The organism is Moorena sp. SIO3I8, from assembly GCF_010692325.1.
Taxonomy (GTDB): Bacteria; Cyanobacteriota; Cyanobacteriia; order Cyanobacteriales; family Coleofasciculaceae; genus Moorena.
The window spans coordinates 17,789-39,924 of sequence record NZ_JAAHHW010000060.1 but is presented as its reverse complement, the minus strand read 5'-3'; the positions used below and the strand labels follow the sequence as shown (position 1 = coordinate 39,924).

24 protein-coding genes and 1 pseudogene are annotated in these 22,136 nt (G+C 45.1%); 14 read left to right on the top strand and 11 right to left on the bottom strand.

All coding sequences use genetic code 11. From position 1 onward, the window contains the following. Window positions 1-224: hypothetical protein (locus F6K51_RS21450; RefSeq protein WP_293023935.1), on the top strand; the 224-nt coding region annotated here is incomplete at its 5' end. Between the two features lie 46 nt (window positions 225-270). Next, window positions 271-762, top strand: coding sequence for an NUDIX domain-containing protein (locus tag F6K51_RS21445; RefSeq protein WP_293023933.1), 492 nt, complete (start codon window positions 271-273; stop codon window positions 760-762). A 269-nt stretch (window positions 763-1,031) separates the two neighbouring features. On the opposite strand, the gene sodC is transcribed toward F6K51_RS21445, so the two are convergent. The 4 genes from sodC to F6K51_RS21425 form a co-directional block, all read right to left on the bottom strand. Continuing rightward, on the bottom strand, window positions 1,032-1,562 hold the full coding sequence (sodC, locus tag F6K51_RS21440) for a superoxide dismutase [Cu-Zn] SodC (RefSeq protein ID WP_293023931.1): 531 nt from the start codon (window positions 1,560-1,562) through the stop codon (window positions 1,032-1,034). Between the two features lie 148 nt (window positions 1,563-1,710). Continuing rightward, window positions 1,711-2,385: a class I SAM-dependent methyltransferase gene (locus F6K51_RS21435; protein WP_293023929.1), complete on the bottom strand. Its 675-nt coding sequence runs from the start codon at window positions 2,383-2,385 to the stop codon at window positions 1,711-1,713. Between the two features lie 308 nt (window positions 2,386-2,693). Beyond that, on the bottom strand, window positions 2,694-3,035 hold the full coding sequence (locus F6K51_RS21430; protein ID WP_293023927.1) for a hypothetical protein: 342 nt from the start codon (window positions 3,033-3,035) through the stop codon (window positions 2,694-2,696). Between the two features lie 376 nt (window positions 3,036-3,411). Further along, on the bottom strand, window positions 3,412-3,564 hold the full coding sequence (locus tag F6K51_RS21425; protein ID WP_293023925.1) for a hypothetical protein: 153 nt from the start codon (window positions 3,562-3,564) through the stop codon (window positions 3,412-3,414). Between the two features lie 165 nt (window positions 3,565-3,729). On the opposite strand from F6K51_RS21425, the pseudogene F6K51_RS21420 reads away from it, so the two are divergent. The 3 genes and pseudogenes from F6K51_RS21420 to F6K51_RS21410 form a co-directional block, all read left to right on the top strand. Beyond that, window positions 3,730-4,206: pseudogene (locus tag F6K51_RS21420) on the top strand (GGDEF domain-containing protein); the annotation flags it as partial. Beyond that, on the top strand, window positions 4,161-5,078 hold the full coding sequence (locus F6K51_RS21415) for an EAL domain-containing protein (RefSeq protein WP_293023923.1): 918 nt from the start codon (window positions 4,161-4,163) through the stop codon (window positions 5,076-5,078). The pseudogene F6K51_RS21420 and the gene F6K51_RS21415, both read left to right, overlap by 46 nt. A gap of 293 nt (window positions 5,079-5,371) precedes the next feature. Beyond that, window positions 5,372-6,622, top strand: a complete 1,251-nt coding sequence (locus tag F6K51_RS21410) for a competence/damage-inducible protein A (protein WP_293023922.1) — start codon at window positions 5,372-5,374, stop codon at window positions 6,620-6,622. 72 nt (window positions 6,623-6,694) lie between these two features. Here the strand turns inward: F6K51_RS21410 and F6K51_RS21405 are convergent, their stop codons facing one another. The 3 genes from F6K51_RS21405 to rpaB form a co-directional block, all read right to left on the bottom strand. Next, on the bottom strand, window positions 6,695-7,234 hold the full coding sequence (locus tag F6K51_RS21405; RefSeq protein ID WP_293023921.1) for a DUF456 family protein: 540 nt from the start codon (window positions 7,232-7,234) through the stop codon (window positions 6,695-6,697). A gap of 28 nt (window positions 7,235-7,262) precedes the next feature. Beyond that, complete coding sequence (locus F6K51_RS21400; protein WP_293023919.1) at window positions 7,263-7,907, bottom strand: cofactor assembly of complex C subunit B; 645 nt, start codon at window positions 7,905-7,907, stop codon at window positions 7,263-7,265. Between the two features lie 61 nt (window positions 7,908-7,968). Then, window positions 7,969-8,700, bottom strand: coding sequence for a response regulator transcription factor RpaB (gene rpaB / locus F6K51_RS21395; RefSeq protein ID WP_293023917.1), 732 nt, complete (start codon window positions 8,698-8,700; stop codon window positions 7,969-7,971). A gap of 204 nt (window positions 8,701-8,904) precedes the next feature. Here rpaB and radA point away from each other — a divergent pair, with 204 nt between their 5' ends. Next, window positions 8,905-10,485: a DNA repair protein RadA gene (radA, locus tag F6K51_RS21390; RefSeq protein WP_293023915.1), complete on the top strand. Its 1,581-nt coding sequence runs from the start codon at window positions 8,905-8,907 to the stop codon at window positions 10,483-10,485. Beyond that, complete coding sequence (locus F6K51_RS21385) at window positions 10,415-10,600, top strand: hypothetical protein (protein WP_293023913.1); 186 nt, start codon at window positions 10,415-10,417, stop codon at window positions 10,598-10,600. The genes radA and F6K51_RS21385 overlap by 71 nt, the downstream gene beginning before the upstream one ends. On the opposite strand, the gene F6K51_RS21380 is transcribed toward F6K51_RS21385, so the two are convergent. Together F6K51_RS21380 and F6K51_RS21375 are read right to left on the bottom strand one after the other, a co-directional pair. After that, window positions 10,573-11,319, bottom strand: a complete 747-nt coding sequence (locus tag F6K51_RS21380; protein ID WP_293023911.1) for a creatininase family protein — start codon at window positions 11,317-11,319, stop codon at window positions 10,573-10,575. The two genes, F6K51_RS21385 and F6K51_RS21380, sit on opposite strands and share 28 nt — an antisense overlap. 11 nt (window positions 11,320-11,330) lie before the next feature. Then, window positions 11,331-11,495: a hypothetical protein gene (locus F6K51_RS21375; protein ID WP_293023910.1), complete on the bottom strand. Its 165-nt coding sequence runs from the start codon at window positions 11,493-11,495 to the stop codon at window positions 11,331-11,333. 312 nt (window positions 11,496-11,807) lie between these two features. On the opposite strand from F6K51_RS21375, the gene F6K51_RS21370 reads away from it, so the two are divergent. The 6 genes from F6K51_RS21370 to F6K51_RS21345 all read left to right on the top strand — a co-directional run bounded on the left by F6K51_RS21370 (window position 11,808) and on the right by F6K51_RS21345 (window position 20,239). Beyond that, window positions 11,808-12,554, top strand: coding sequence for a response regulator transcription factor (locus F6K51_RS21370; protein ID WP_293023909.1), 747 nt, complete (start codon window positions 11,808-11,810; stop codon window positions 12,552-12,554). 145 nt (window positions 12,555-12,699) lie between these two features. Continuing rightward, window positions 12,700-14,007 carry a PAS domain-containing sensor histidine kinase gene (locus F6K51_RS21365; protein ID WP_293023908.1) on the top strand — a complete coding sequence of 436 codons (1,308 nt, stop codon included), beginning with the start codon at window positions 12,700-12,702 and terminating at the stop codon, window positions 14,005-14,007. Window positions 14,008-14,482: 475 nt separating this feature from the next. Then, the gene (phoU, locus tag F6K51_RS21360; RefSeq protein ID WP_293023907.1) at window positions 14,483-15,184 is read left to right on the top strand and encodes a phosphate signaling complex protein PhoU; all 702 of its coding nucleotides are present in this window, start codon (window positions 14,483-14,485) and stop codon (window positions 15,182-15,184) included. 451 nt (window positions 15,185-15,635) lie between these two features. Next, window positions 15,636-17,330 carry an iron uptake porin gene (locus tag F6K51_RS21355; protein WP_293023905.1) on the top strand — a complete coding sequence of 565 codons (1,695 nt, stop codon included), beginning with the start codon at window positions 15,636-15,638 and terminating at the stop codon, window positions 17,328-17,330. A 368-nt stretch (window positions 17,331-17,698) separates the two neighbouring features. Beyond that, complete coding sequence (locus F6K51_RS21350) at window positions 17,699-19,390, top strand: iron uptake porin (RefSeq protein ID WP_293023903.1); 1,692 nt, start codon at window positions 17,699-17,701, stop codon at window positions 19,388-19,390. A gap of 258 nt (window positions 19,391-19,648) precedes the next feature. Then, on the top strand, window positions 19,649-20,239 hold the full coding sequence (locus F6K51_RS21345; protein WP_293023901.1) for a hypothetical protein: 591 nt from the start codon (window positions 19,649-19,651) through the stop codon (window positions 20,237-20,239). 173 nt (window positions 20,240-20,412) lie between these two features. On the opposite strand, the gene F6K51_RS21340 is transcribed toward F6K51_RS21345, so the two are convergent. Then, window positions 20,413-20,571 carry a hypothetical protein gene (locus F6K51_RS21340; RefSeq protein ID WP_293023899.1) on the bottom strand — a complete coding sequence of 53 codons (159 nt, stop codon included), beginning with the start codon at window positions 20,569-20,571 and terminating at the stop codon, window positions 20,413-20,415. Window positions 20,572-20,609: 38 nt separating this feature from the next. Further along, window positions 20,610-20,918 (bottom strand): hypothetical protein, encoded by a 309-nt coding sequence (locus F6K51_RS21335; protein ID WP_293023897.1) that lies wholly within the window; start codon window positions 20,916-20,918, stop codon window positions 20,610-20,612. Window positions 20,919-21,285: 367 nt separating this feature from the next. Between F6K51_RS21335 and F6K51_RS21330 the strand changes: the two genes are divergently transcribed. After that, window positions 21,286-21,912 carry a PD-(D/E)XK nuclease family transposase gene (locus F6K51_RS21330; protein WP_293023895.1) on the top strand — a complete coding sequence of 209 codons (627 nt, stop codon included), beginning with the start codon at window positions 21,286-21,288 and terminating at the stop codon, window positions 21,910-21,912. The last annotated feature ends 224 nt before the right edge of the window (window positions 21,913-22,136 follow it).

Here is a 22,136-nt window from a genome sequence, read left to right as displayed (position 1 = left end):
ATTTCTCTGATGATAACTTGATAAGATCCTCCAAAACTGCTTCGATTGTTGCCAAGGCCGAGTTTGATTATCCTCTTTATTTCTTTTGTCAAGTACAATTTATACCAAATTCAATGCGATTACCCTGCGTTTTTAATAGCTATCAGCTACACAGAAGTTTTTCGCTCTTACCTATTCCCTCTTCTGAGTTCCCTGTTCCCTATTCCCTATTCCCTATTCCCTAAAACCCAGACATTTGTACCTCACTCGTGATGATAATTGCTATATAAAATGATTATTGATGAAACTTGGTACCAACGACCGCCTGGAGTTTCTGAGGCTACCTCTGCTGGTGGTATTGTTGCCCGCCGTTGGGAGCAGCAGATATACATTGCTCTAGTTCAAGAAGGCAATAGACTTGAATACGTCTTACCCAAAGGTCATGTAGAACCAGGAGAAAGCATTTTAGAGGCGGCAGAGCGAGAAATTGCGGAAGAAGCGGGCTTAAATGACCTGAAATTTATTGCTGAACTGGGAGTTAAGGAACGATTAGACTTTGCCAAACAGTGTTGGAAAAAGACTTACTATTTTCTGTTCATTACTGACCAAATTGAGGGGACTCCTACTGATCCAAATCTCAGTTACCAGCTGGGGTGGTTTCCAATAGATGAATTACCAACATTATTCTGGCCAGAACAACAAGAACTCATTAAAACCAATAGTAAGCTGATCCAAAATTCTGTAAGCATATGCGCTACGCGCAGGCTACGCCAACAGCCGTGAGCTAAAAGCTCACGCGTGCGCGTTCAGCTGTCAGCCTTCAGCGTCCCATAACTCAAGATTAAACGAATGCTTACCTCTTTTATTGAAAAACACCGATTGCGCTACGGGCACCCTTGGCCTGTAGCCACGCTGCGCCAACGCGAACAGTAGCGTCGTGGCACAGGCTTCGACGCATCGGACCTAACCCATAAGCTGATAACTGATACGCGACACGCTGATACGCGACACGCTGATAGCTTACCCGTTCACTAAAACGCACAAAACTGTGGCTAAATCACACCACAAGCCGCTCGAGCACCACCCCCTCCCAAGGGTTTGGGAGTGTCTGAATAATTGTCACCTTGGGCGTGAATGATCAGAGAGTGACCCTTAAGGTCAGCAACCTTTAACCGTGGGGCTACGACTGGAGTGTTAGCAACACCCTGTTGATTAACCACTAGCCTTGGCAAATCACCTAAATGACCATTACCGAATGGTCCTTCATGTTTGCCGGTATTTTCTGGATCATAATGACCACCAGCAGCTAAGCCTGGAACTACTTTACCTTCCTTCTCGGCTGGACCACAGTTGGGGTTTGTATGGACATGGAAGCCATGTTCTCCAGGAGTTAATCCAGACAGATTCGAGGTTAGCTGCAGACCCTTCTCGGTTTGGGTTGCTTTGACAATGCCAATCTCTTTACCAATGCCTTTGGTATCAGTCAAATGCATGCTCACCGTTAGTGGTGTTGACGCAGATTGATTGGAACAAGCCGAGATTAGAAATATTGCGATCGCAGCTAATAGGCTGATAATTTTCATACTCAACTACACCCCACTTACAGATAGGTCTCCAAGGGTTTGAGATCCTTTTGGATTTCCGTTTTGCTATTCCCTACCGTACCTGATTTCTGAGGATTTTTGAGCTTGAGCTGAGTTTCTCATCCTTCTATCTCAATCTGGCACCCATTCATCTTACCCCTAGCTGGAGTGGGCTTTTAGCGCTATTTTTGTAAAAGCACAACACTTGGCTAGTGTTGAGGGGATCCCGATACAGACACTCAACCCGATTAAAATTATGTTTCTGGGCAAGGGATTGCAGGGTGGTTTGGGTTTCGGGAAAATCACTAGACAATATATGACCCTCGACCATGGAAACTTCTTCCGGAGTCAGTTGAGCCCAGTCTTGGTAAACACCCTCTAGGTAACGTCTTAGATAGGCGTTTCGGGTTTCTCCATCTGTGGAAACTATATCGATCAGAATAAAAACACCATCAGCTTTTAGCAGATGACTCAGCTTAGCCATAATACCATCTTTTTGCTCAAAACTGAGGTGATGGAACGCAAAAGAACTTAGAATCCCGTCGAACCTATCCTGCTGCTTTTGTCCCAACTCAGAAACTACTTCAAAGAAGTCGCCCTGGATCAATGTCTGTTCGCAGGGGATAGAATTCATGTTATCACAAGCAATCTCTAGTGCTGGCTCAGAGAGGTCAATACCTTTGTAGGAAGCAATAGTGGTATTGGCTAAAGCCTGGGCGGTGAAGCTAGCATCACCGCAGCCGAGGTCAAGCATGGAGAAGGGCGTTGGAAAGTAGCTGACTATAAATGCGTGTAAGATGCCGTAAATTTCACGGTGTTTCATGTAATTGTTAGTCAGTATTTTTTAATAGAGTTGCCACTGACTCTCAAATATATTAGGTGACTGATATGTTTTCAGAAAACACCTTTTTTGTACTTTGGAAAAACCACTTATAGTTTAGCTAATCTATTAAGAAACACATGGTTAAATCCAAACCCCAGCCAGGATTTGATATTTTGTAAGCATTCAGCAATCAGCTAATACGCTACGCGCACGCTACTTGAGGTGCTATCAGCTATTAGCTAATGCGCTTTTAGCTCACGGCTGACCGCTGACGGCTGACCGCTGACGGCTAAATACTTACCTAAGTATTAATCATTATCCAGGTTGGATAGTTGAGTTTTCACATGAGCCAGATAGCTAGAATCATTGATGGTTTCTGGGGATAATCTTCCTCTTGCAATAGCACTTGCTACTAGGTCTTTGGCGGTAATTCTCTTGGTTTTTACAGCGCTGATGAAACCAGCATTACTGGGAATACCTTGGTCAGCAAAGTAGCCTTGATAAGCCAGATAGACCAGGTTAAATGGTTGAACTTCGACAATATTGTTACGGCTGGTGGTGGAGTTTGCAGCGATTTCTGATGCTAAGACGGGAGTGGTAGCGGTAGCAATCAACAAAGTGCCTAAACTGCCAAGTACGAGACGTTTCATGTTTGTTCCTCCTAAGATTGATTAGCTTAATTGGTGAACTGCTTATCTTTAATTACTAGAATGCAGGTCTTAACTGAGGAGGGAGTGACCGTTAACTGAGAATTTGATAAGGTCTTGCTTAGGAAACTGAATTAACCCTGGTTGACTGACAAAACTAATCAACCACGTACTGGTACGAAAGTATTTTGAATTCCAGTCGATACCGTCGTTTATCATGTTGTTTTCGTGAGGCCATCGCCGGGTCAGGATCATGATTACTCAGGTACGACCCGTGGCGAATTTAATTCTTAATGGGGAAAGCGCACCTATGTGAAACGAACCCGACGAATCAGTCTCCAGCCATTTTCGCTCGGAGGCTTTGACATCATGTTTATCACTACCCTCGCCTTGACCTACTGGTTTGCCGTAATATCATGTCAGGATAATTACCCTTAATAAAAATCTCCCGATCTCCCCATATTCCCCTCCTGGGAGGGGTTAGGGGTGGGTTCCCATCTCCCCATCTCCCCACACCTCCCACCCTCCCCACCCTCTCTTTAATTATGGGTATTCAACCAGACTTGATATGAGGGGGAACGTCAGGGTGTGATTCTCTTAATGGAAGAGGTAAATTGATCAATTGGCTTTGAGGGGGAATGTCAGGGAATAGGGACTTCGGAGCAGGGAGCTGAGGGGGTGACAACGGCGAGACCAGTTACCTTTGGCTATAATTTTAATTGATGTGGATAGCTTCAAACGCTACAACGATTCCTATGGTCACCAAAACGGTGATCAATGTCTTCAACAAATTGCCCAAGCTATCCGTGATGTGGTCAAACGTCCAGCTGATTTAGTCGCCCGCTACGGTGGTGATGAATTTGCGGTACTTTTGCCCAATACCGATGCCTCTGGGGCTACAGAGGTTGCCCACTTGATTCAAAAGGCGGTGCAAGGTATAAAAATCATTAATTATCGCTATTAAAATCATAGTGATAATCATAGTGCCCCGATTAGAGAGCAGCTCACCCTGAGTTTAGGAATCGCCAGCGAGATTCCTAAACTGGATCAAAAACCAGGAATGTTAATCGCTAGGGCTGACAGAGCTCTGTATCAAGTCAAAGCCACAGGTGGCGATGGCTACGCAGTATGTACCAACCAAGGCCAGGGCGATGGTTGGGTTTGGGAAAGTTAGAGGAAGAATTAGAAGAGGAATTGTATAGGGCAGTAGGGCAGCATGAGTTTATACTAAACTATCAGCCAATTATGTCCCTAGAGACCAGGCAAATCCTGGGGTTTGAGGTGTTGGTGCCTTGGCAGCACCCCAAGCAGGGACTGATCAGGCCATCCCAGTTTCTATCGATTGCTGAGCAAACCGGACTGATTCTTCCCCTGGGGGAGTGGGTTTTGAGTACTGCTTGTTGGCAGTTGCATGAATGGCAGCATCTGCGGAATACTATACCATTGTTCATCAGTGTCAACCTTTCTGCACAACAACTGTGCCATCCCACTTTCCTGCCTCAGCTTCAACAAATTTTGCAGGAGACTGGTATATCTGGGAGTAATTTAATATTAGAAATTACCGAAAATTCTCTACTAGCTGCAAAAGCCGACGGATGTATAGACTTAAACCAACTCCAAGCTGAGGGGATTCAATTAGCCCTAGATGATTTTGGCAGTAGCTACTATTGTCTGGCTCATTTAACGAATCTGCCGATAAACATCTTTAAAATTGACCCTTTTTTTATCCAAACCATGGAGTCTGAACCCAAAAATGCAGCTATTGTTAAAACTATCATATTTATAGCTCACCAGCTCGGGATAACAGTAACAGCGAAAGCCATCGAAACTCCTGAACAAATGGCAAGCTTGCAAGAGTTAAATTGTGATTATGGGCAAGGTTTTTTTTGTCGGAGCCAATGGATGCTGAAGCCGCTTCGAGTGTTATCCAAGCGGGTAATTAGGGAATTAGGGAATCGGGAATCGGGAATGGGGAATCGGGAATCGGGAATGGGGAATCGGGAATCGGGAATCGGGAATCGGGAAAAAATATTGTGTACCTCATAACTATTAAAAACGCTATTAATCGATATTGAATATATAATTTAAAAATAGATTATGACATTTTTTTTAATAACAAAATAAATGTCATAATCATAAGCCTAATTCATTTATAAATGAATTAGGATAATTTTTGATGCCATATTACCTACTCCCTACTCCCTATTCCCTATTCCCTATTCCCTATTCCCTGTTCCCTTTTTTGTGAAAACGCTATAGTTTTAAAATTGCTGTCAGTGTGAGATTATAAGATAAGATCCGAAAGAAATGAATGTTATCTTGCCCCTGAGGCATAATCGATGAGTGCAGAAATTATTTGTGTAGGTACTGAACTGCTGCTGGGGGATATTCTCAACAGCAATGCTCAGTTTTTAGCCCAGGAGCTAGCGGCATTGGGGATTCCTCACTACTATCAGACAGTAGTGGGAGATAATATCGGGCGTTTACAGCAAGTATTGGCAATTGCTAGTGAGCGCTCCACTATCCTAATATTTACTGGTGGTCTTGGTCCGACGCCCGATGACTTGACCACGGAAGCGATCGCTAAATTTTTTGGTGCTCCTCTGATTGAAGAACCGGATGTTATAGAGGACATCACTCAGAAGTTTGCCCGGCGGGGACGTCAATTAACTACCAATAACCGCAAGCAAGCCCTAATTCCAGAAGGGGCACAAGTATTACCCAACCTGAACGGAACAGCTCCTGGTATCATCTGGAAACCCCGTGCTGATTTAACCATTCTCACGTTTCCTGGTGTTCCTAGGGAAATGCACCAGATGTGGCGAGACACGGCTGTTCCCTATCTCAAAAGCCAAGGCTGGGGTAAAGAAATCGTTTATAGCCGGATGTTGCGGTTTTGGGGGATTGGAGAATCGGCTTTGGCTGAGAAAGTTGCTCCCTTTTTTGACCTTACCAACCCCACCGTTGCTCCCTATGCTAGTAAGGGACAGGTGAGGTTAAGGGTTTCTGCCCGTGCGGCTTCAGAAAATGAAGCGCAACAGTTAATTGAACCAGTAGCCCAAAAATTACAGGAGATCGGGGGAATTAACTATTTCGGTACTGACACCGATACCCTAGCCTCTGTAGTGGGTCAGCTATTGACGGGTGCCTCAGAAACTTTGAGTGTAGCAGAATCCTGTACTGGCGGCGGTATTGGCAGTATGATAACCAGTGTCCCGGGGAGTTCTAATTACTTTCTGGGGGGTATCATTGCCTATGATAACGCTGTCAAAACTGGTGTACTGGGAGTGAATTCCTCAGATTTGAAGGCGATGGGGGCGGAAAGTAAGGTTGTAGCAGAGCAAATGGCAACAGGAGTGCGATCGCTTCTTTCTTCAACCTGGTCACTGAGTATTACAGGCATAGCTGGACCTGGAGGCAATACCGATACCAAGCCTGTGGGTCTAGTTTACATTGGTCTAGCCGGACCAGATGGCATTTTAGAATGCTACAAGTACACCTTGGGTCAACATCGGAGTCGGTCTGACCTACGTCACATCAGCGCCTGCTATGCCCTCGATCGCCTACGGTGCAAATTGCTGAGTCGGTGAACTTGTTAGTTAGCTTGTTAGGGTTAATTAGCAAGCAGTGCACCCATAACCCTTTTCAATCTAAATTTCAAGCTAAATCCCTGCACCTGGGGGCCAGGTGGTGAAAATAAACACCACCACAGTAGCGATCGCAAGCATTCCCTGAATCAAATTTCCTACCAATGAACCGACCACAATCCCCAAGCCAGCTTTAAAGGATTGCTTAATTCTAGGCTGTAACTTTAACTTCCGTTGATAGAGAAACTCACCTACAAACGCCCCTAACAACGGTCCCAGCACAATCCCTAGTAACGGTCCGCCGAAGGGCAAGGCGGGTAAAAGACCAAAAACCCCCATGAACAAGCCGATTATGGAACCAATTTGTCCCCAATTACTAGCACCAGCTTTTTTGGCTCCCCAGTAAGCGGCTAAAAAATCGACCCCCATACCGAGTAGCCACACAAAGATTGCTACGCCCAATGGCCAGGTGACGCTACTAAAGCCCTCAGCAATACCCCAAATTATGGTGGCAGCTAAAATCAACATGGCACCGGGAATGCCAGGAACAACCGAACCAATAATGCCTACTAGCATCAGCAGAATCAGGAACCAGTACAAAATGATTAACCACATTATTTAAATTCGAAGCGGTACCCACATCTTATAAATGACCAGAGAGAGTATTGGCGAGTTTATCAGCAATCCCCTCAATCCAATTTTCATCTTGTTTAGTGTAACTTCGGGGAGCATTGGCTGCCAAAATTAGCGCTCCTTGATTGCCAATTGGTTGACATATTACACCTTGTGTGTTATGTGGCAAGTAGTCAAATTCAAGTCGCCCTGGATAGAGCTTTAGGTTAACCAGATAGACGGCTTTTTGAGTTTCGAGAACCCGCTTGAGAATAGCTCCAGGCTCGACTTGGGGATTTTTGCCCAAGATCCCCCGCCGCAGCAGGACTTTGCCTTGGTATACCACCACAAGCGATCGCGTTACTGTATTAGTTAGTAATAGATGGGATGCCCAGGCTAATTCAGTTTTTACCTGATCTGGCAGTTCTGGAGCGAGTTCCAAACCCTCCTCGCCAATCAGTTTAACTGCATCAGGAGGTTTGGGCTGTACCTGCTGCCACAGTAAACCTGTCAAAATCAATACAGCACAAACAATTACCCCTACAGCATCAGAACGAGCTTGAGAATTGGTTAGCTGGGAGGTTAATAAACGGTTAATCAGCAACAGACCCCCTGCCAATCCTCCAACCGCAAATGGCAGCAGCCGCAGTACATCATTTTGGTCGGGTTTAGCCATCACTCACCTGTTGGTTGTTAGTTCAGTACTTAGGCAGCTGAAAGGAAACATCAAGGTGTTACTACTTTTCATCCCCCGGTTCAATGATCCGTTGGAACAAATAACCTGTACCTCGTGCAGTCAGAATTAGCTCAGGATTACTCGGGTCATCCTCTAACTTGGCTCGTAACCGGGAGATGTGGACATCTACTACACGGGTATCTACATGGCGTTCGGGGGTATAGCCCCACACTTCCTGCAAAATTTCAGAACGGGAGAATGGTTCTCCGGAACGTTTAACTAATAATTCCAGAAGACTGAACTCCATTCCAGTCAGCCGAATGCGCTCATCCCCTTTGTAGACCTGCCGCTTGTTGGTGTCAATTTTGATACTCGCAACATGAATCACGCCAGAACTAGGAATACCGCCAGTTCCGACTTTATCAACGCGCCGCAGTACGGAGCGAATACGGGCTTCCAATTCTTTTGGAGAAAAGGGCTTGACCACATAGTCATCTGCTCCTAACTCTAGACCGGTAATCCGATCAGCTACATCCCCTAAAGCAGTTAGCATAATAATGGGAATGTCTGATTCCTTGCGTAATTCTTGACAAACACCATAACCATCTAGCTTTGGCATCATCACATCTAACACCACTAGGTCAGGCTCTTGATTACGAAATGTGTCTAGGGCTTCTTCTCCATCGGCGGCTGTGACTACTTCGTAGCCAATCATAGACAAGCGAGTTTCTAATATCCGACGGATACTAGCCTCGTCATCGACAACAAGAATTTTTTCTTTATGAGTTTCCAATTGACGTTGTACTCCCGAAATGGTGAAGTAAGATTAATGATTTATTAATTTATCAGTAGTTTATCTCTTTAATCTAACGCTTTACAAAGTTGGTTTTATCGTTGAGAATTATATTTTCCTTGCTGGTGAAGTCTTTCTTGACTTTCATTAATGTTAATTTAATTATTGAGTTTTTTTAAGAGTTTTTAAGACTTTTCAAGTAGGATGCCGAAGCCTAAAACGCTCTATGTGTGTAATGCCTGTGGTGCTGAGTCCTCCCAATGGTTCGGCAAATGTCCTGCCTGTGGTACTTACAATTCCTTGGATGAGGTAGCTCCCCCATCCCCGGTCAAAATAAGTCGCGGGGGTTGGCAATCCAATACTTATTCCGATAACCACGAGCCTAACACTGGACCGGCTCAACCAAGATCATCCCTTACCTTCTCAGAAATTGTTGATACTGTCCAGATCCGCTTCCCCTCAGGCTATGGAGAACTTGACCGAGTCCTCGGAGGTGGTGTTGTGCCTGGGTCTTTAGTATTAATTGGTGGCGATCCAGGAATTGGCAAATCAACCTTAATGCTCCAAGTTGCCAATCAACTTGCTAAGTTGCATCGCATTCTATACGTTTGTGCAGAGGAATCAGGACAGCAGGTAAAGCTGCGAGCATCTCGCCTGGGTGTGGTATCAGCAGAAACCCCTGATCTCGAATCTAATAACGGTAGGGTGAAAAAGGAGGCTAAGTCTTCTAAGTCTAAGTCTTCTAAGTCAAAATCATCAAAAACTCCAATAGCTGCTCAAGACTCTGAGTCTACATCTGAGTCTAAAGACGCTGATTTGTATATCTTACCAGAAACCGATTTAGAGGAAATTCTGCGAGAGTTGGAGTCCCTGAAACCTCAGGTAGCAGTGATTGACAGTATTCAGACCCTTTATTTTCCGGCCTTGACCTCTGCTCCTGGTTCTGTTGCTCAAGTCCGGGAATGTACCTCCGCCCTGATGCAGGTAGCAAAGCGGTCAAACATTACTCTGTTAATTGTGGGTCATGTGACCAAAGAAGGCGCGATCGCAGGACCAAGGGTACTGGAACACTTAGTGGATACTGTATTGTACTTCGAAGGCGATCGCTTTGCCTCCCATCGGCTACTGCGTTCTGTGAAAAACCGCTTTGGGGCTACTCATGAAATCGGTATTTTTGAAATGGTCAGCAACGGTTTGCAGGAAGTCTTGAATCCTTCTGATCTGTTTTTGGGTAACCGGGATGAAATGAGTCCTGGTACTGCTACTGTCGTGGCTTGTGAAGGTACTCGTCCGATTCTGGTAGAGTTGCAAGCGCTAGTAAGTCCTGCTAGTTATGGGGCACCCCGGCGCTCAACGACTGGAGTTGATTACAACCGGTTACAACAAATTCTGGCAGTCTTGGAAAAGCGAGTCGGGATTCCCCTATCCAAATTAGATGCTTATGTAGCAACAGCGGGGGGGCTAGGAGTAGAAGAACCCGCAGCTGATTTAGGAATGGCTATTGCCGTAGTAGCCAGTTTTCGAGATCGCGTTGTCGATCCTCGCACCGTTATGATTGGTGAAATCAGCTTAGGCGGGCAAGTGCGACTAGTCTCTCAGATGGAACTCCGACTCAAAGAAGCTGCCAAGTTAGGGTTCAAGCGAGCGATCATACCCAAAGGTCAAACCTTATCTGATCTTGGTATTGAAATTATTCAAGTATCTAGAGTACTAGATGCCATTATCGCTGCCTTGCCTGGGGGATTACGCCAAGACTTCCCTGAAGATATCGAGGATCAGATCTAAGATCAAGTCCAGTTACATAACCAATTCCCGATTCCCGATTCCCGATTCCCGATTCCCGATTCCCGATTCCCAATTCCCGATTCCCAATTACTCGGCTGCCAGAAACTCCAAATAACTACCACTCAACTCCTTGACTGCCAACTCATAAAACTGCTTACCATGTTGCGGTGTTGCTAAGGCTGGATTAGACCCCATACGACCATCGGGATAACGGCGACGAAAATCTGCGGCTCCATAAATGGGGTGTCCAGACGCAACGGTTTCTGAGAGGGGTGCTTGTTTAATCGCTTCGGGATAGACATATTGGGTAAGTGCTACCTCAGAAGGAGTAGCATGGGAACCTTCTTGATCCCCATACAATTCCTTAGCTAATTTATATACAGAACGGCACATAAACCAATTAGCTAGCCGACACTGAACCGTTTCCCCATTAGGAATCTGTAAATCACTCAAGTGGGCGTAACTTTCAGAAAACGCTGCTTTAAGGGTAGCGATATTACCCCCATGACCATTGATAAAGAAAAACTTGGTAAACCCAGCTCTAGTCAAGCAAGTCAGGTAGTCTTTGAGCACCTGAATTAATGTACTAGGTTTCAAGCTGATGCTACCGGGAAAAGCCGTGTGGTGTAGCGCCATCCCGACATTAATGGTTGGAGCAACTAGGGCATTGGTTGCTTCAGAGACACCTTTTGCGATCGCTTCTGCACATATTGCGTCGGTGCCAATCAATCCAGTTGGTCCATGTTGTTCAGTTGAACCAATGGGCAGAATAATCCCTGGTGATTGCTTTAGGTAAGCTTCAATTTCTGTCCAAGTACTCAAGTGTAACAGCATGGTTAATCCTCTTAGAGGGTTAGTAGTTGTGATATCTGCCAAACCTCTCGTTTCAAGTAGGTGTAGAGGTTGAAGGTTATAAGGTTGAAGGTTGAACGCGATTGCGTGGCCAATAGGCCAAGGTTATAAGGTTGAAGGTTATAAGGTTGAACGCGATTGCGTGGCCAATAGGCCAAGGTTTTGTTTGCATATCATATAGCACTACCCATTAATATTAGGACATTCCTAAACTCCGAAACTTAGTCATAGCTTACTTTTGACTTCTGACGCAAGAACCTTGCTGACTTGCGCGTAGCGCTATACTACCTGGGATTTTCGGTTAATTTTCTCTCAATTAGGCAAAATGGCTCCATAATCTATCCGCAGCCAGATAAGATTGTGGTAAAAATAAGGTTAATTGATGATTAAGTCAATATTCTGATTGACAGATGCGTGGTACTACTTGTATATCTTGACGTGTAACCTCAGTTACCAACTTTTCTTACTTTATGCTTGCTCTCGACATACCCCACAGTACTTCCACTTCTGAGCTGACAAAGGCTAAACAAGTCTTAGTGGTGGAAGACGAAGAACTAATCCGAGAAATGATCGTCCTAGCCCTGGAAGAAGAAGGTTACGAGGTATTCAGTGCTGCGGACGGTGCTACAGCTTTGAGTATGCTTCAGGATACCGATCAAACTGGTTACTCTGTGGATTTGCTCATATTAGACCTAATGTTACCTCAGGTTAATGGTTTAGATCTGTGTCGGTTGCTACGTTATCGAGGAAATCCCATTCCTATCCTGATTCTGAGTGCCAAAGCTAGTGAAACGGATCGGGTTTTAGGTTTGGAAGTTGGTGCAGACGACTACCTCACTAAACCGTTCAGTATGCGGGAGTTGATTGCTCGTTGCCGAGCCTTAATTCGTCGCCAACACTTGAATGGTATGACTCCAACACCAGTGCAGCAATTCCGAGAGATCAAGCTGTACCCCCAAGAGTGTCGGGTGATGGTTCGGGGAGAAGACGTTAATTTATCTCCCAAAGAGTTTCGACTTTTGGAGTTATTTATCAATAATCCCCGCCGAGTTTGGTCTCGGGAGCAATTAATTGATCAAGTATGGGGAATGGATTTTGTGGGAGATACTAAAACCGTCGATGTTCATATTCGCTGGTTACGGGAAAAATTAGAGGAAGACCCTAGTAAACCAGAATACCTGATCACTGTACGCGGTTTTGGTTATCGGTTTGGATAAATAATCAAGGATAGAGAAAGGATAGAGAAAGGATAGAGAAAATATCAAGAATCAAGGATAAATAATGAATGAAATATGAAGCATAGATAAAGGATAAAGTAGTATAAAGTACGAAGTCCTTCATACTTCATATTGTTTTTTTGTTATGATAATCCTAGCATTTTTACTAGGTCTGGCTTTGGGAATTGGGCTGTGGCTGTGGCAGCAGCACCAACTCAAACGACGGCTACAGCAAATGCTGGGAACACTACAGGCGGATGCTACCAGCAACTCGTTGTCGGCAGTTTCTCGTTTGCGGCAAGCGATCGCAAGAGCCAATCATCAACGAGAACAGATCGAGCAAGAACTGCAAACGTGGCAGGGAGTAGTTCAGGTAGCACCCTTAGGTTATTTTCTGGTGGATGAAGAAAACCAGTTACTCTGGTGCAACCAGCAAGCGCGTCAGTTATTACATATTCATCACTGGGAATCAGGAGAAATCCGGTTATTCCTGGAGTGGGTGCGTTCCTACGAATTAGATCAGCTGATTGAAACTACCCGTCAGCAGCAGCAACCTGGGATCTGTGAATGGGTATTTCACCCCAGTTGCTTAAATGGGGAGGCCATGGGTGAAATGCGATCGCTTTATCTAAGAGCTTCCAGTTGGCCATTACCCCATAAACAAGTTGGTGTGTTTCTGGAAAACCAACAACCTTTGGTAGAACTGGCTGAGTCTCGCAACCAGTGGTTTGGGGATTTAGCCCACGAACTAAGAACCCCTTTAACCTCCATTAGTTTAGTGGCGGAAACCTTACAGAGCCGTCTGGAGCCTCAGGAAAGCCGCTGGGTCGAGAAAATGCTCGCAGAAGTCAAACGGCTGATTCAGCTTGTGGAAGATTGGCTGGAAATTAGTAAACTCAAGCAAGACCCCACTCTACATCTTAACTGTCAATCCATAGAACTAAAGAGTTTAATTTTTAGGGTCTGGCAAACCTTAGAACTCCTAGCCCAACAGAAAGACTTAACCCTTGCCTATAATGGACCTAATCAAGTGTATCTGCAAGCTGATCCCTCTCGCCTGACTCAGGTGTTTCTGAATTTATTTGACAACAGTATTAAACACAGCCCATCTCAGGCTGCCATTCGAGTTGAGGTTAATGCTATATCTTCCCAGAAGGCGGCTGTTTGCGATACTTGGATTCAAATTAAGGTGATCGATGCAGGAGATGGTTTTGCCGAGTCAGATTTACCCCGTGTCTTTGAGCGACTTTACCGGGGAGATCAGTCAAGAGCCAGAGAGCAGACTAATTATAGTAATGGAGACTCCTTACCTGTTCGTGGTGGCAGTGGTCTAGGACTATCCATTGTGCAGCAAATTATTGAAGCTCACGGTGGCTCTATCCTAGCCAGCAATCACTGGGAAACAGGTGGTGCCTGTATAGAAATTGCACTTCCAGATACCACCAAAGGTTGATTCAATTTGCTATTACTTAGTGTTATAGTGTCTTATCCTGCTCGCCCTGGTAGGTTGTTTGGTTAAAGGTTAAAGGTTGAAAGTTAAAGGTTGTTCCCGTAGCGTGGCCATTCGCGTAGCGTAGCCCAAAGGCCAAGGCCAAGGTTAAAGGTTAAAAGTTGTTTGGTTGTTCCCGTAGCGTGGCCAATAGGCCAAGGTTTAATAACCTGTAACCAGCTAACCAGCTAACCAGCTAACCAGCTAACCAGCTAACCTGTATTCGGCTAACCTGTAACCCCTAAAACTTTCATTGAAATACTGCCTGTTAATTTGTTCACCGGAAGGATGGCTAAGCGCGATTGGCCTTTGGCCACGCTACGCGAACGCATCTAATCAAGATGTCCTGTTGGGCAGTTATTTATGTTAAGTGCTTTCTTACCCATGCATAAATGTAAAGGACAGGGGCTTCCAGCCTTCCCTTACCAACCCCTATTTTATGGTGAGTTTATCTTCTCCTACTAGTTCTGTCAGCAACATGTCTGAGCGTTCCCACTTCCAGCGCTCTCTGAAGCGTTTGGCACAAGATGTTCTGCGTATGGGGGCTCTGGTAGAGCAATCTTTTCGACTCAGCCATCAAGCCCTCTTTGAGCGCAATCTCGAGACTGCCCAACATCTTGCCTCTCTTGATAAGCGCATTGATGGCTACTATCACCAAATTGAGATGGAATGTGTGACGCTAATGGCTCTGCAATCTCCCGTTGCCCAAGATTTACGGCTTCTGAGTGCCTTTATGCAACTAGTACGAGACTTAGAGCGCATTGGTGATTATGCTGAAGACCTGGGAGAACTATCAATCAAGCTGTTTCCTTATCCACCCCATCCCTGTATGCCAGAGGTTGAACTGATGTCTCATCATGCCCAAGCTATGCTGGCAACAAGTTTAAAAGCCCTAGCGGATTTAGATGCCATTGCTGGGCAAACCGTCAAAAAGCTGGACGACACAGTCGATGATGCCTATGACCAAGTTTATCAAACCTTGGCCAGTCAAAGGGATATCAAGGGTGTTGTTGAACCAATTCTTTTACTGGGACTAGTGATTCGCCATTTAGAACGAATGGCTGACCATGCTACCAATATCGGTCAACGAGTCTCTTATATTGTCACTGGTCAACGTTCAGGAGTTACTCCTGGCCGTTAGGTTCACTGCTTAGATAGCAATCCAATCTGAGTTTTTACATACCATAACAAACCAAGAGGGCAACAATGGGTAAGAATTTGCTCCCCTTGCTTGTTGACGTTGCAATTAGGATTGCTATATCATAGCCTAGCCAGATAATATGCTAGCCGTAAACATAAAAGCGTCCTTCTTAACCTGAGTATTACCAAAGCCTTACCTCCTCTTCAACCTCAACCGGTAAAATCTAGAGCGCACAGACAGCTATTGCTCTGTTGCTTAAAAACATTGGTATCCTACGTCACTACAATCGAGTATTTTTCTCGAAAAGCTAGCTCCCCTGATCACACAAAGAATGATATGCTAATCCAGAGTTGTCCTATAACTACCGAATTTTAGTGGTTGTAGGAGAAAGTTGCGGACTGCGTTGAGTCCAATCGTGTTGTCTACTAGGTGTGAGGTTGATTGATAAATTATGTCAACAGTTTTTTGGAATACGATCAAATATAGTCCAGCTTTGCTAGGGGCTTCACTGCTGGTAGCTAACAGTGCCTATGGTGCTCCCAGCCTTGAGGAATCTTCTACTGAAGCTCAAGTGGGTCAACAAGAGCTAACGGTTGCCCAGGCCACCAGTGAGTCTAACTCGGAAATTTTAAAACAAATCAATATCTACAACAACGAGGGCAAGGATGTAGATTCGATCGACCAGGTCACCAGTGTTTCCCAACTGCGGGACGTATCTCCTGGTGACTGGGCCTATGAAGCTTTGCGCTCTCTGGTAGAACGGTATGGCTGTATTGCTGGTTATCCTAACCGCACATTCCGTGGAAACCGGGCAACTACTCGTTATGAGTTTGCGGCTGGTTTGAATGCTTGCTTGAACCAGATTGAGCGGTTAATTGCAGCTAGCACCGCTGACTTTATTACCCGGGAGGACCTGGAAACCCTGCAACGGCTGATTCAAGAGTTTGAAGCAGAATTGGCAACCCTAGGGGCACGGGTGGATAACCTAGAAGGTCGGGTGGCTTTCCTAGAAGACCATCAGTTCTCTACCACCACCAAACTCAAAGGGGAGGTTCTGTTTACCTTCGCTGGTGCCTTTGGGGATGAAAAAGCTGATGGTAGTGGAGATGGTATTGATGAAAACATTACCTTAAGTAACCGGGTACGTCTGAACTTCGATACCAGCTTCACCGGTAAAGACCGGTTGAGAACTCGTTTGCAGGCAGGAAACTTTACTAGTCTCGCTGGTGTGACTGGTACCGACATGGCTCGCTTGGGTCATGATGCCGGTGGTGGTAACGATGTTGAGATTAATGACTTGTACTACCGTTTCCCGATTGGTAAGAAATTCAGGGGTTATGTGGGAACCTCTGGCCTTGACTTGAATAACATTTTCAACCCGACCAACCCCTTCCTGGGAAGCAGTGGCAGTGGTGGCTTATCCCGGTTTGTCCGCCGTAACCCCCTAACCCTTCGCGGAGCAGAGGGAGCTGGTGCCGGTTTCAGCTATAAATTTAGTGATGCCTTGAAACTATCAGTACTTTATCTAGCTGATGATGGTGATGCGCCTAATCCCGGTGAGGGCTTAGGATTGTTCAATGGTTCCTATAGTGCTGGTGCTGAACTGGCTATTTCACCGATTGATAACTTGGATCTATCTTTGATCTACGTCCGTAGCTACCAGCGAGAAGGGGATATCAATCTTTCCGGTAGCACTGGTAGTCCCTTAGCTAAGCGCCCCTTCGGCAATGGCGTGCCTACCTCGGCTAATCGCTTAGGAGCACAAGCTAGTTTTCGCTTGACTGAACAAATTCATCTCGGCGGTTGGTTTGGTTATATTGATGCTGAAGCGGAAGATGATAATGGTACGGTGGAAGAGGGTGACAATGCTGACATTGTCACTTGGGCAGCCAACCTGTCTTTCATCGATTTTGGCAAAGAGGGAGCTGTGTTCAGTATTGCCGGGGGTATGCCACCTAAGGCTACCGACATTGATGGTGCTAGTGACGATGATGATACTTCCTACCTGATTGAGGCACAGTACAAATTCCCGATTACCAAGAACATCCTGATTACTCCAGGAGCCTACGTGATTTTCAATCCTAATCACGATGATGACAATGATACGATTTGGGTTGGAGCAATCCGTACCACTTTTAAGTTCTAGGGAAACATTGTAGGTAAAAATTCTAGGTAAAAATTCTAAGGTTTGCTAGTAAGGTATCTGCTGTCAGTGATCAGCAGATACCTTACTAGTTTAGGACTAGTTTAAGAGAAAGCCTTACCTCCCCTTCAACCTTACTCCCTATAATCGCACTTCCCACAGAAACCCATTGCTCTGTTGCTTAAGAAAATTGGTATTTTAAGTGACTAAAATCGAGGATGAGTATCTTTCTCGAAAAATCACACAAAAAATGATATCTTAATCCAGAGTTGTCTTAGACCTAACTAATTTTAGTGGTTATAAGGAAAAAATTGCGGACTCAGTTGAGTCCAATAGTGTCGTCTACTAGGTGTGAGGTTGATTGAGCAAGGATGTCAACAATTTTTTGGAATACGATCAAATATAGTCCCGCTGTGCTAGGGGCTTCACTGCTGGTGGCTAACAGTGCCTATGGTGCTCCCAGCCTTGAGGCATCTTCTACTGAAACTCAACTGGCTCCACAAGATCTAACCGTTGCCCAGGCTACCAGTGAGTCTAACTCGGAAATTTTAAAACAAATCAATATCTACAACAACGAGGGCACAAATGTAGATTCGATAGACCAGGTCACCAGTGTTTCCCAACTGCGGGACGTATCTCCAGGAGACTGGGCTTATGAAGCTCTGCGCTCTCTGGTAGAACGGTATGGCTGTATTGCTGGTTATCCTAACCGCACATTCCGTGGAAACCGGGCAACTACCCGTTATGAATTTGCGGCTGGTTTGAATGCTTGCTTGAACCAGATTGAGCGGTTAATTGCGGCTAGCACGGCGGATTTTATTACCCGGGAGGACCTGGAAACCCTGCAACGGCTGATTCAAGAGTTTGAATCCGAATTGGCTACCCTAGGGGCACGGGTGGATAACTTAGAAGGTCGGGTGGCTTTCCTAGAAGACCATCAGTTCTCTACCACCACCAAACTTGAAGGGCAGGTGATCTTTACCCTCGCTGGTGCCTTTGGGGATGAAAAAGCTGATGGTAGTGGAGATGATTTTGATCAAAACATTACCTTAAGCGATCGCGTACGTCTGAACTTCGATACCAGCTTCACCGGGAAAGACCGGTTGAGAGTTCGTTTCGAGGCAGGAAACTTTATTCAACTCAATGATGTGGTTGGTACCGACTCGGCTCGCTTGGGTCATGATGAGGATAATGAGAACAATGTTGAACTTCCTGACTTGTTCTATCTTTTCCCCATTGGTACAAAAACCACGGCTTATGTGGGAACATCTGGACTTGCTATAGATGATCTTTTTGACCCGACCAACCCCTTCGTGGAAAGCAGTGGCAGTGGTGGCTTATCCCGGTTTGTCCGCCGTAACCCCCTAGTCCATCGGGGACCAGAGGGAGCTGGTGGCGGTTTAACCTATGAATTTAGTGATGCCTTGAATCTATCACTACTTTATCTAGCTGATGATGGCGATGCGCCTAGTCCTGCTCAGGGAGATGGATTGTTCAATGGTGCCTATAGCGCTGGTGCTCAACTGGGTATTTCCCCCATTGATAACTTGGAGATATCTTTGACCTACCTCCGTAGCTACCAGCCAGGAGACGATGTCAATCTTACCGATAACACTGGTAGTGACCTGGCCAGGGAGCCTTTTGGCGAGACGGCTACCTCTGCTAATCGCTTTGGAGCACAAGCGAGTTTTCGTCTTACCTCACAAATTCATATCGGCGGTTGGTTTGGTTATATTGATGCTGAAGCAGAAGATGATAATGGTGCGGTGGAAGAAGGTGACAATGCTGAAATCTTAACTTGGTCAGCTAACCTGTCTTTCCTGGATTTAGGCAAAGAGGGAGCTGTGCTGAGTTTTGCGGGAGGTGTGCCACCTAAGGCTACCGACATTGATGGTGCTGATGAAGATAATGATACTTCTTACCTGGTTGAGGCACATTACAAATTCCCGATTAGCAAGAACATCACGATTACTCCAGGAGCCTACGTGATTTTTAATCCTAATCACGATGATGACAATGATACGATTTGGGTTGGAGCCATCCGTACAACCTTTGAGTTCTAGGTAATAGATTCTAGGGTTTGCTATTAGCTATTAGCTGTTAGTTATCAGCAGATAGTGCGTAGGGTGCGTTAGGGACCTGCTAGCCATCATTTTCACGGTAGTCAGGGTTGGGATAGCTTGTCCCGTAACGCACCACCAGCTCTAAAAGCCATCTTTCTTTAGTAACAATCATCCCGACTTCTTTTGGAGGTCGGGGTTTTTCTGTTTGAGTATCAAAATGCTAGGATTTACCCAAAACTCAGCTAACAGGTGCTCTCAATGAATGTTATTAAAATAGGATCATTTCTATCACTGGGCATTATATTCGCACTAACTGGCAATCCGGTTAATGCCCTGCCTGGTCAGAGAACTGATCAAGTAGCTGCATGGATTAACGGTCACCCCACTCTACGGCCTGGTATTGGAGATGGCTTAGTAGTTCGCAAAAGTGATACGGCTGGGGAACGATTTACCTTTCAAGCCACGGTCTTGCCTCCTGGTAGCATCTCTTATCCAAAAGACCGGAGTACGATTCGCAGTGAACGCATTGCTATCCATGACCAAGTTAATGGGGTAACCCTCGAACGCCTGGAGGAATCTCTGCGCACTGTCTATGGTCCACAGATTTATCGAGATTACAATAGCGCTCAGTTTGTATATACCTATCCAACTCCTGAAATCTTAGATTTATCACGGCGAAAAAACCTACCACTGTGGTCAGCTGAACAGGGTCAACTTTTGTCAGGAGAACAATACGGCTATTGGATAGAAATAACCCAAAATGATAGCGGCAAGGCTTTCATTGGACAAGTTACGGTTTTCCTGAAAGAGGATTTAGGGAAACTAGAAACAGAATTACGAGCACGGTAGGTGAGTATTAATAAGAAGGGAGTCGGGAGTCGGGAGTGTGGGGGGCAAGATTACTATAAGACCCCGATCTTATATATAATTATAAGGCATTTCTTGATTCAGCAACACCCGATCTTTACCTATAACCACCTCAAGCTTAGCGGCGCGAGCACCACCTGTCGGGAAAAAGGGCACTATTCGCGATCGCGTCCGCTAGAGCGCCCTAGTTCGTAAGATATGGGATGATGCAGCCAAGGTGCATCATCCCATATCTTAAGATGCGTTTGCCCTGTGGATATGGCTCTTGCTAAAATACGGTCGCTTAATTCTAAGTGGTCAGTTACACTAATCATTTTTTTCTTGAGATCGGGGAATAAGCCAGTACAACGGTTTATTTATAACTAGAACTTTCTGAAGTTGGATTAAATAATTCCCACAATCCAACAAACCCGACAAAAAACGTATAAATGCCATAGGTTATAGGATTTTTATCACAACTTTCTGCTTTAAAAGCAGCGATTAAACCTTCAATAAAATGGGAGATTAAAGCGATACTTGCTAGCCACAATGCAGAATAGAGGTTACTTGGTATAGAGCCATCATTTAGCTGTAAATAAATATACCAAATTTCTAGACATAAAGCGCAAGTAATCAAAATAATAGATGTTATTTTAATTAGAGAAAATAATTGCTTGTTCATGATCAGATTATCCTGGAGTTAAACCCATAATGTAAACTCTTTTACCTATGTTACTATGATATATAAGTAGTAGGACACAAGTAAAATTAACTGTTGAAATAGGGAGCAGGGACTTCGGAGCAGGGAGCAGACGGACTTTTGGCAACTTTACACAAGTTAATACAGCGATGCAGCTTCGGAACAGGGGGTTTCCCCCACTCGCGCTTTGCATCAAGAAGTGAGGTTTATTTTTGTCCAGGTACTTAGCGTTTGTATCTGGGTTGTGAACACACGAATTGCCTTGCGCGTAGCGCTATATTCCCCCTATTCCCTACTCCCTCCTCCCTACTCCCTCCTCCCTATATAAACCTTGTAACCCGGTAAAACCATGAGATTCATCAGCCCGAAAACTGACTTTGCTTTCAAGAAAATCTTTGGCTCAGATCAGAGTAAGGATATTCTGATTTCTTTCCTAAATGCCATGATCTACTCCGGTAACTCGGTCATCCAGGATTTAGAAATTATTGACCCCTATAGTGCTGGGGATGTAGTGGATTTAAAAGACAAGCTGGTGTTTGTGGAACTTCCGAAATTTACTAAGCAACTGGAAGAGTTGGAAAGTGTGATAGATAAGTGGATCTATTTTATCAAAGAAGCGCCCAACTTAGAAATTATTCCTGACCAGCTCAGGGAAATCCCACAGCTAGAAAAAGCCTTAACTATAGCAAATCAAGCGGGGTTGAATGTCTCAGAAGTGGAAAAACTCCGCAAACAGGAGATGGCTTTGGAGGACGCGCGAGGTGCATTGAGTTTCGCGAAAAGAGAAGGACGAGAAGAAGGGGAAAGAAATTTACTATTGCGACTGCTTGAGAGCCGTTTTGGTAAACTCACAACTAATGCCTTGGCATTAATCGAAGCCTTGACCCACCAAGACCTAGAAGGTTTATCAGAAGCCATCTGGGATTTTCAGACCAGTGATGACTTACTCAACTGGCTGCAAGAGCACTCTAACTAAAAGTAGCTATAGTCAAAAAAATACTAATTAAAGTAGGGTGTGCAAAGTTCTATTATCTAAAATACTCAAAATAACCAAACTGTTTTTGCCCACCCTACAAGCTGATGAACTAGGGGGCAAGTCCTTGAAGTAGTTTATAGCGTTTTTCAATTATGTGAGGTACAGATTTACTGGTTTTAGGGAACAGGTAACAGGGAAGATTAACCCACCCCTAAACCCTCCCA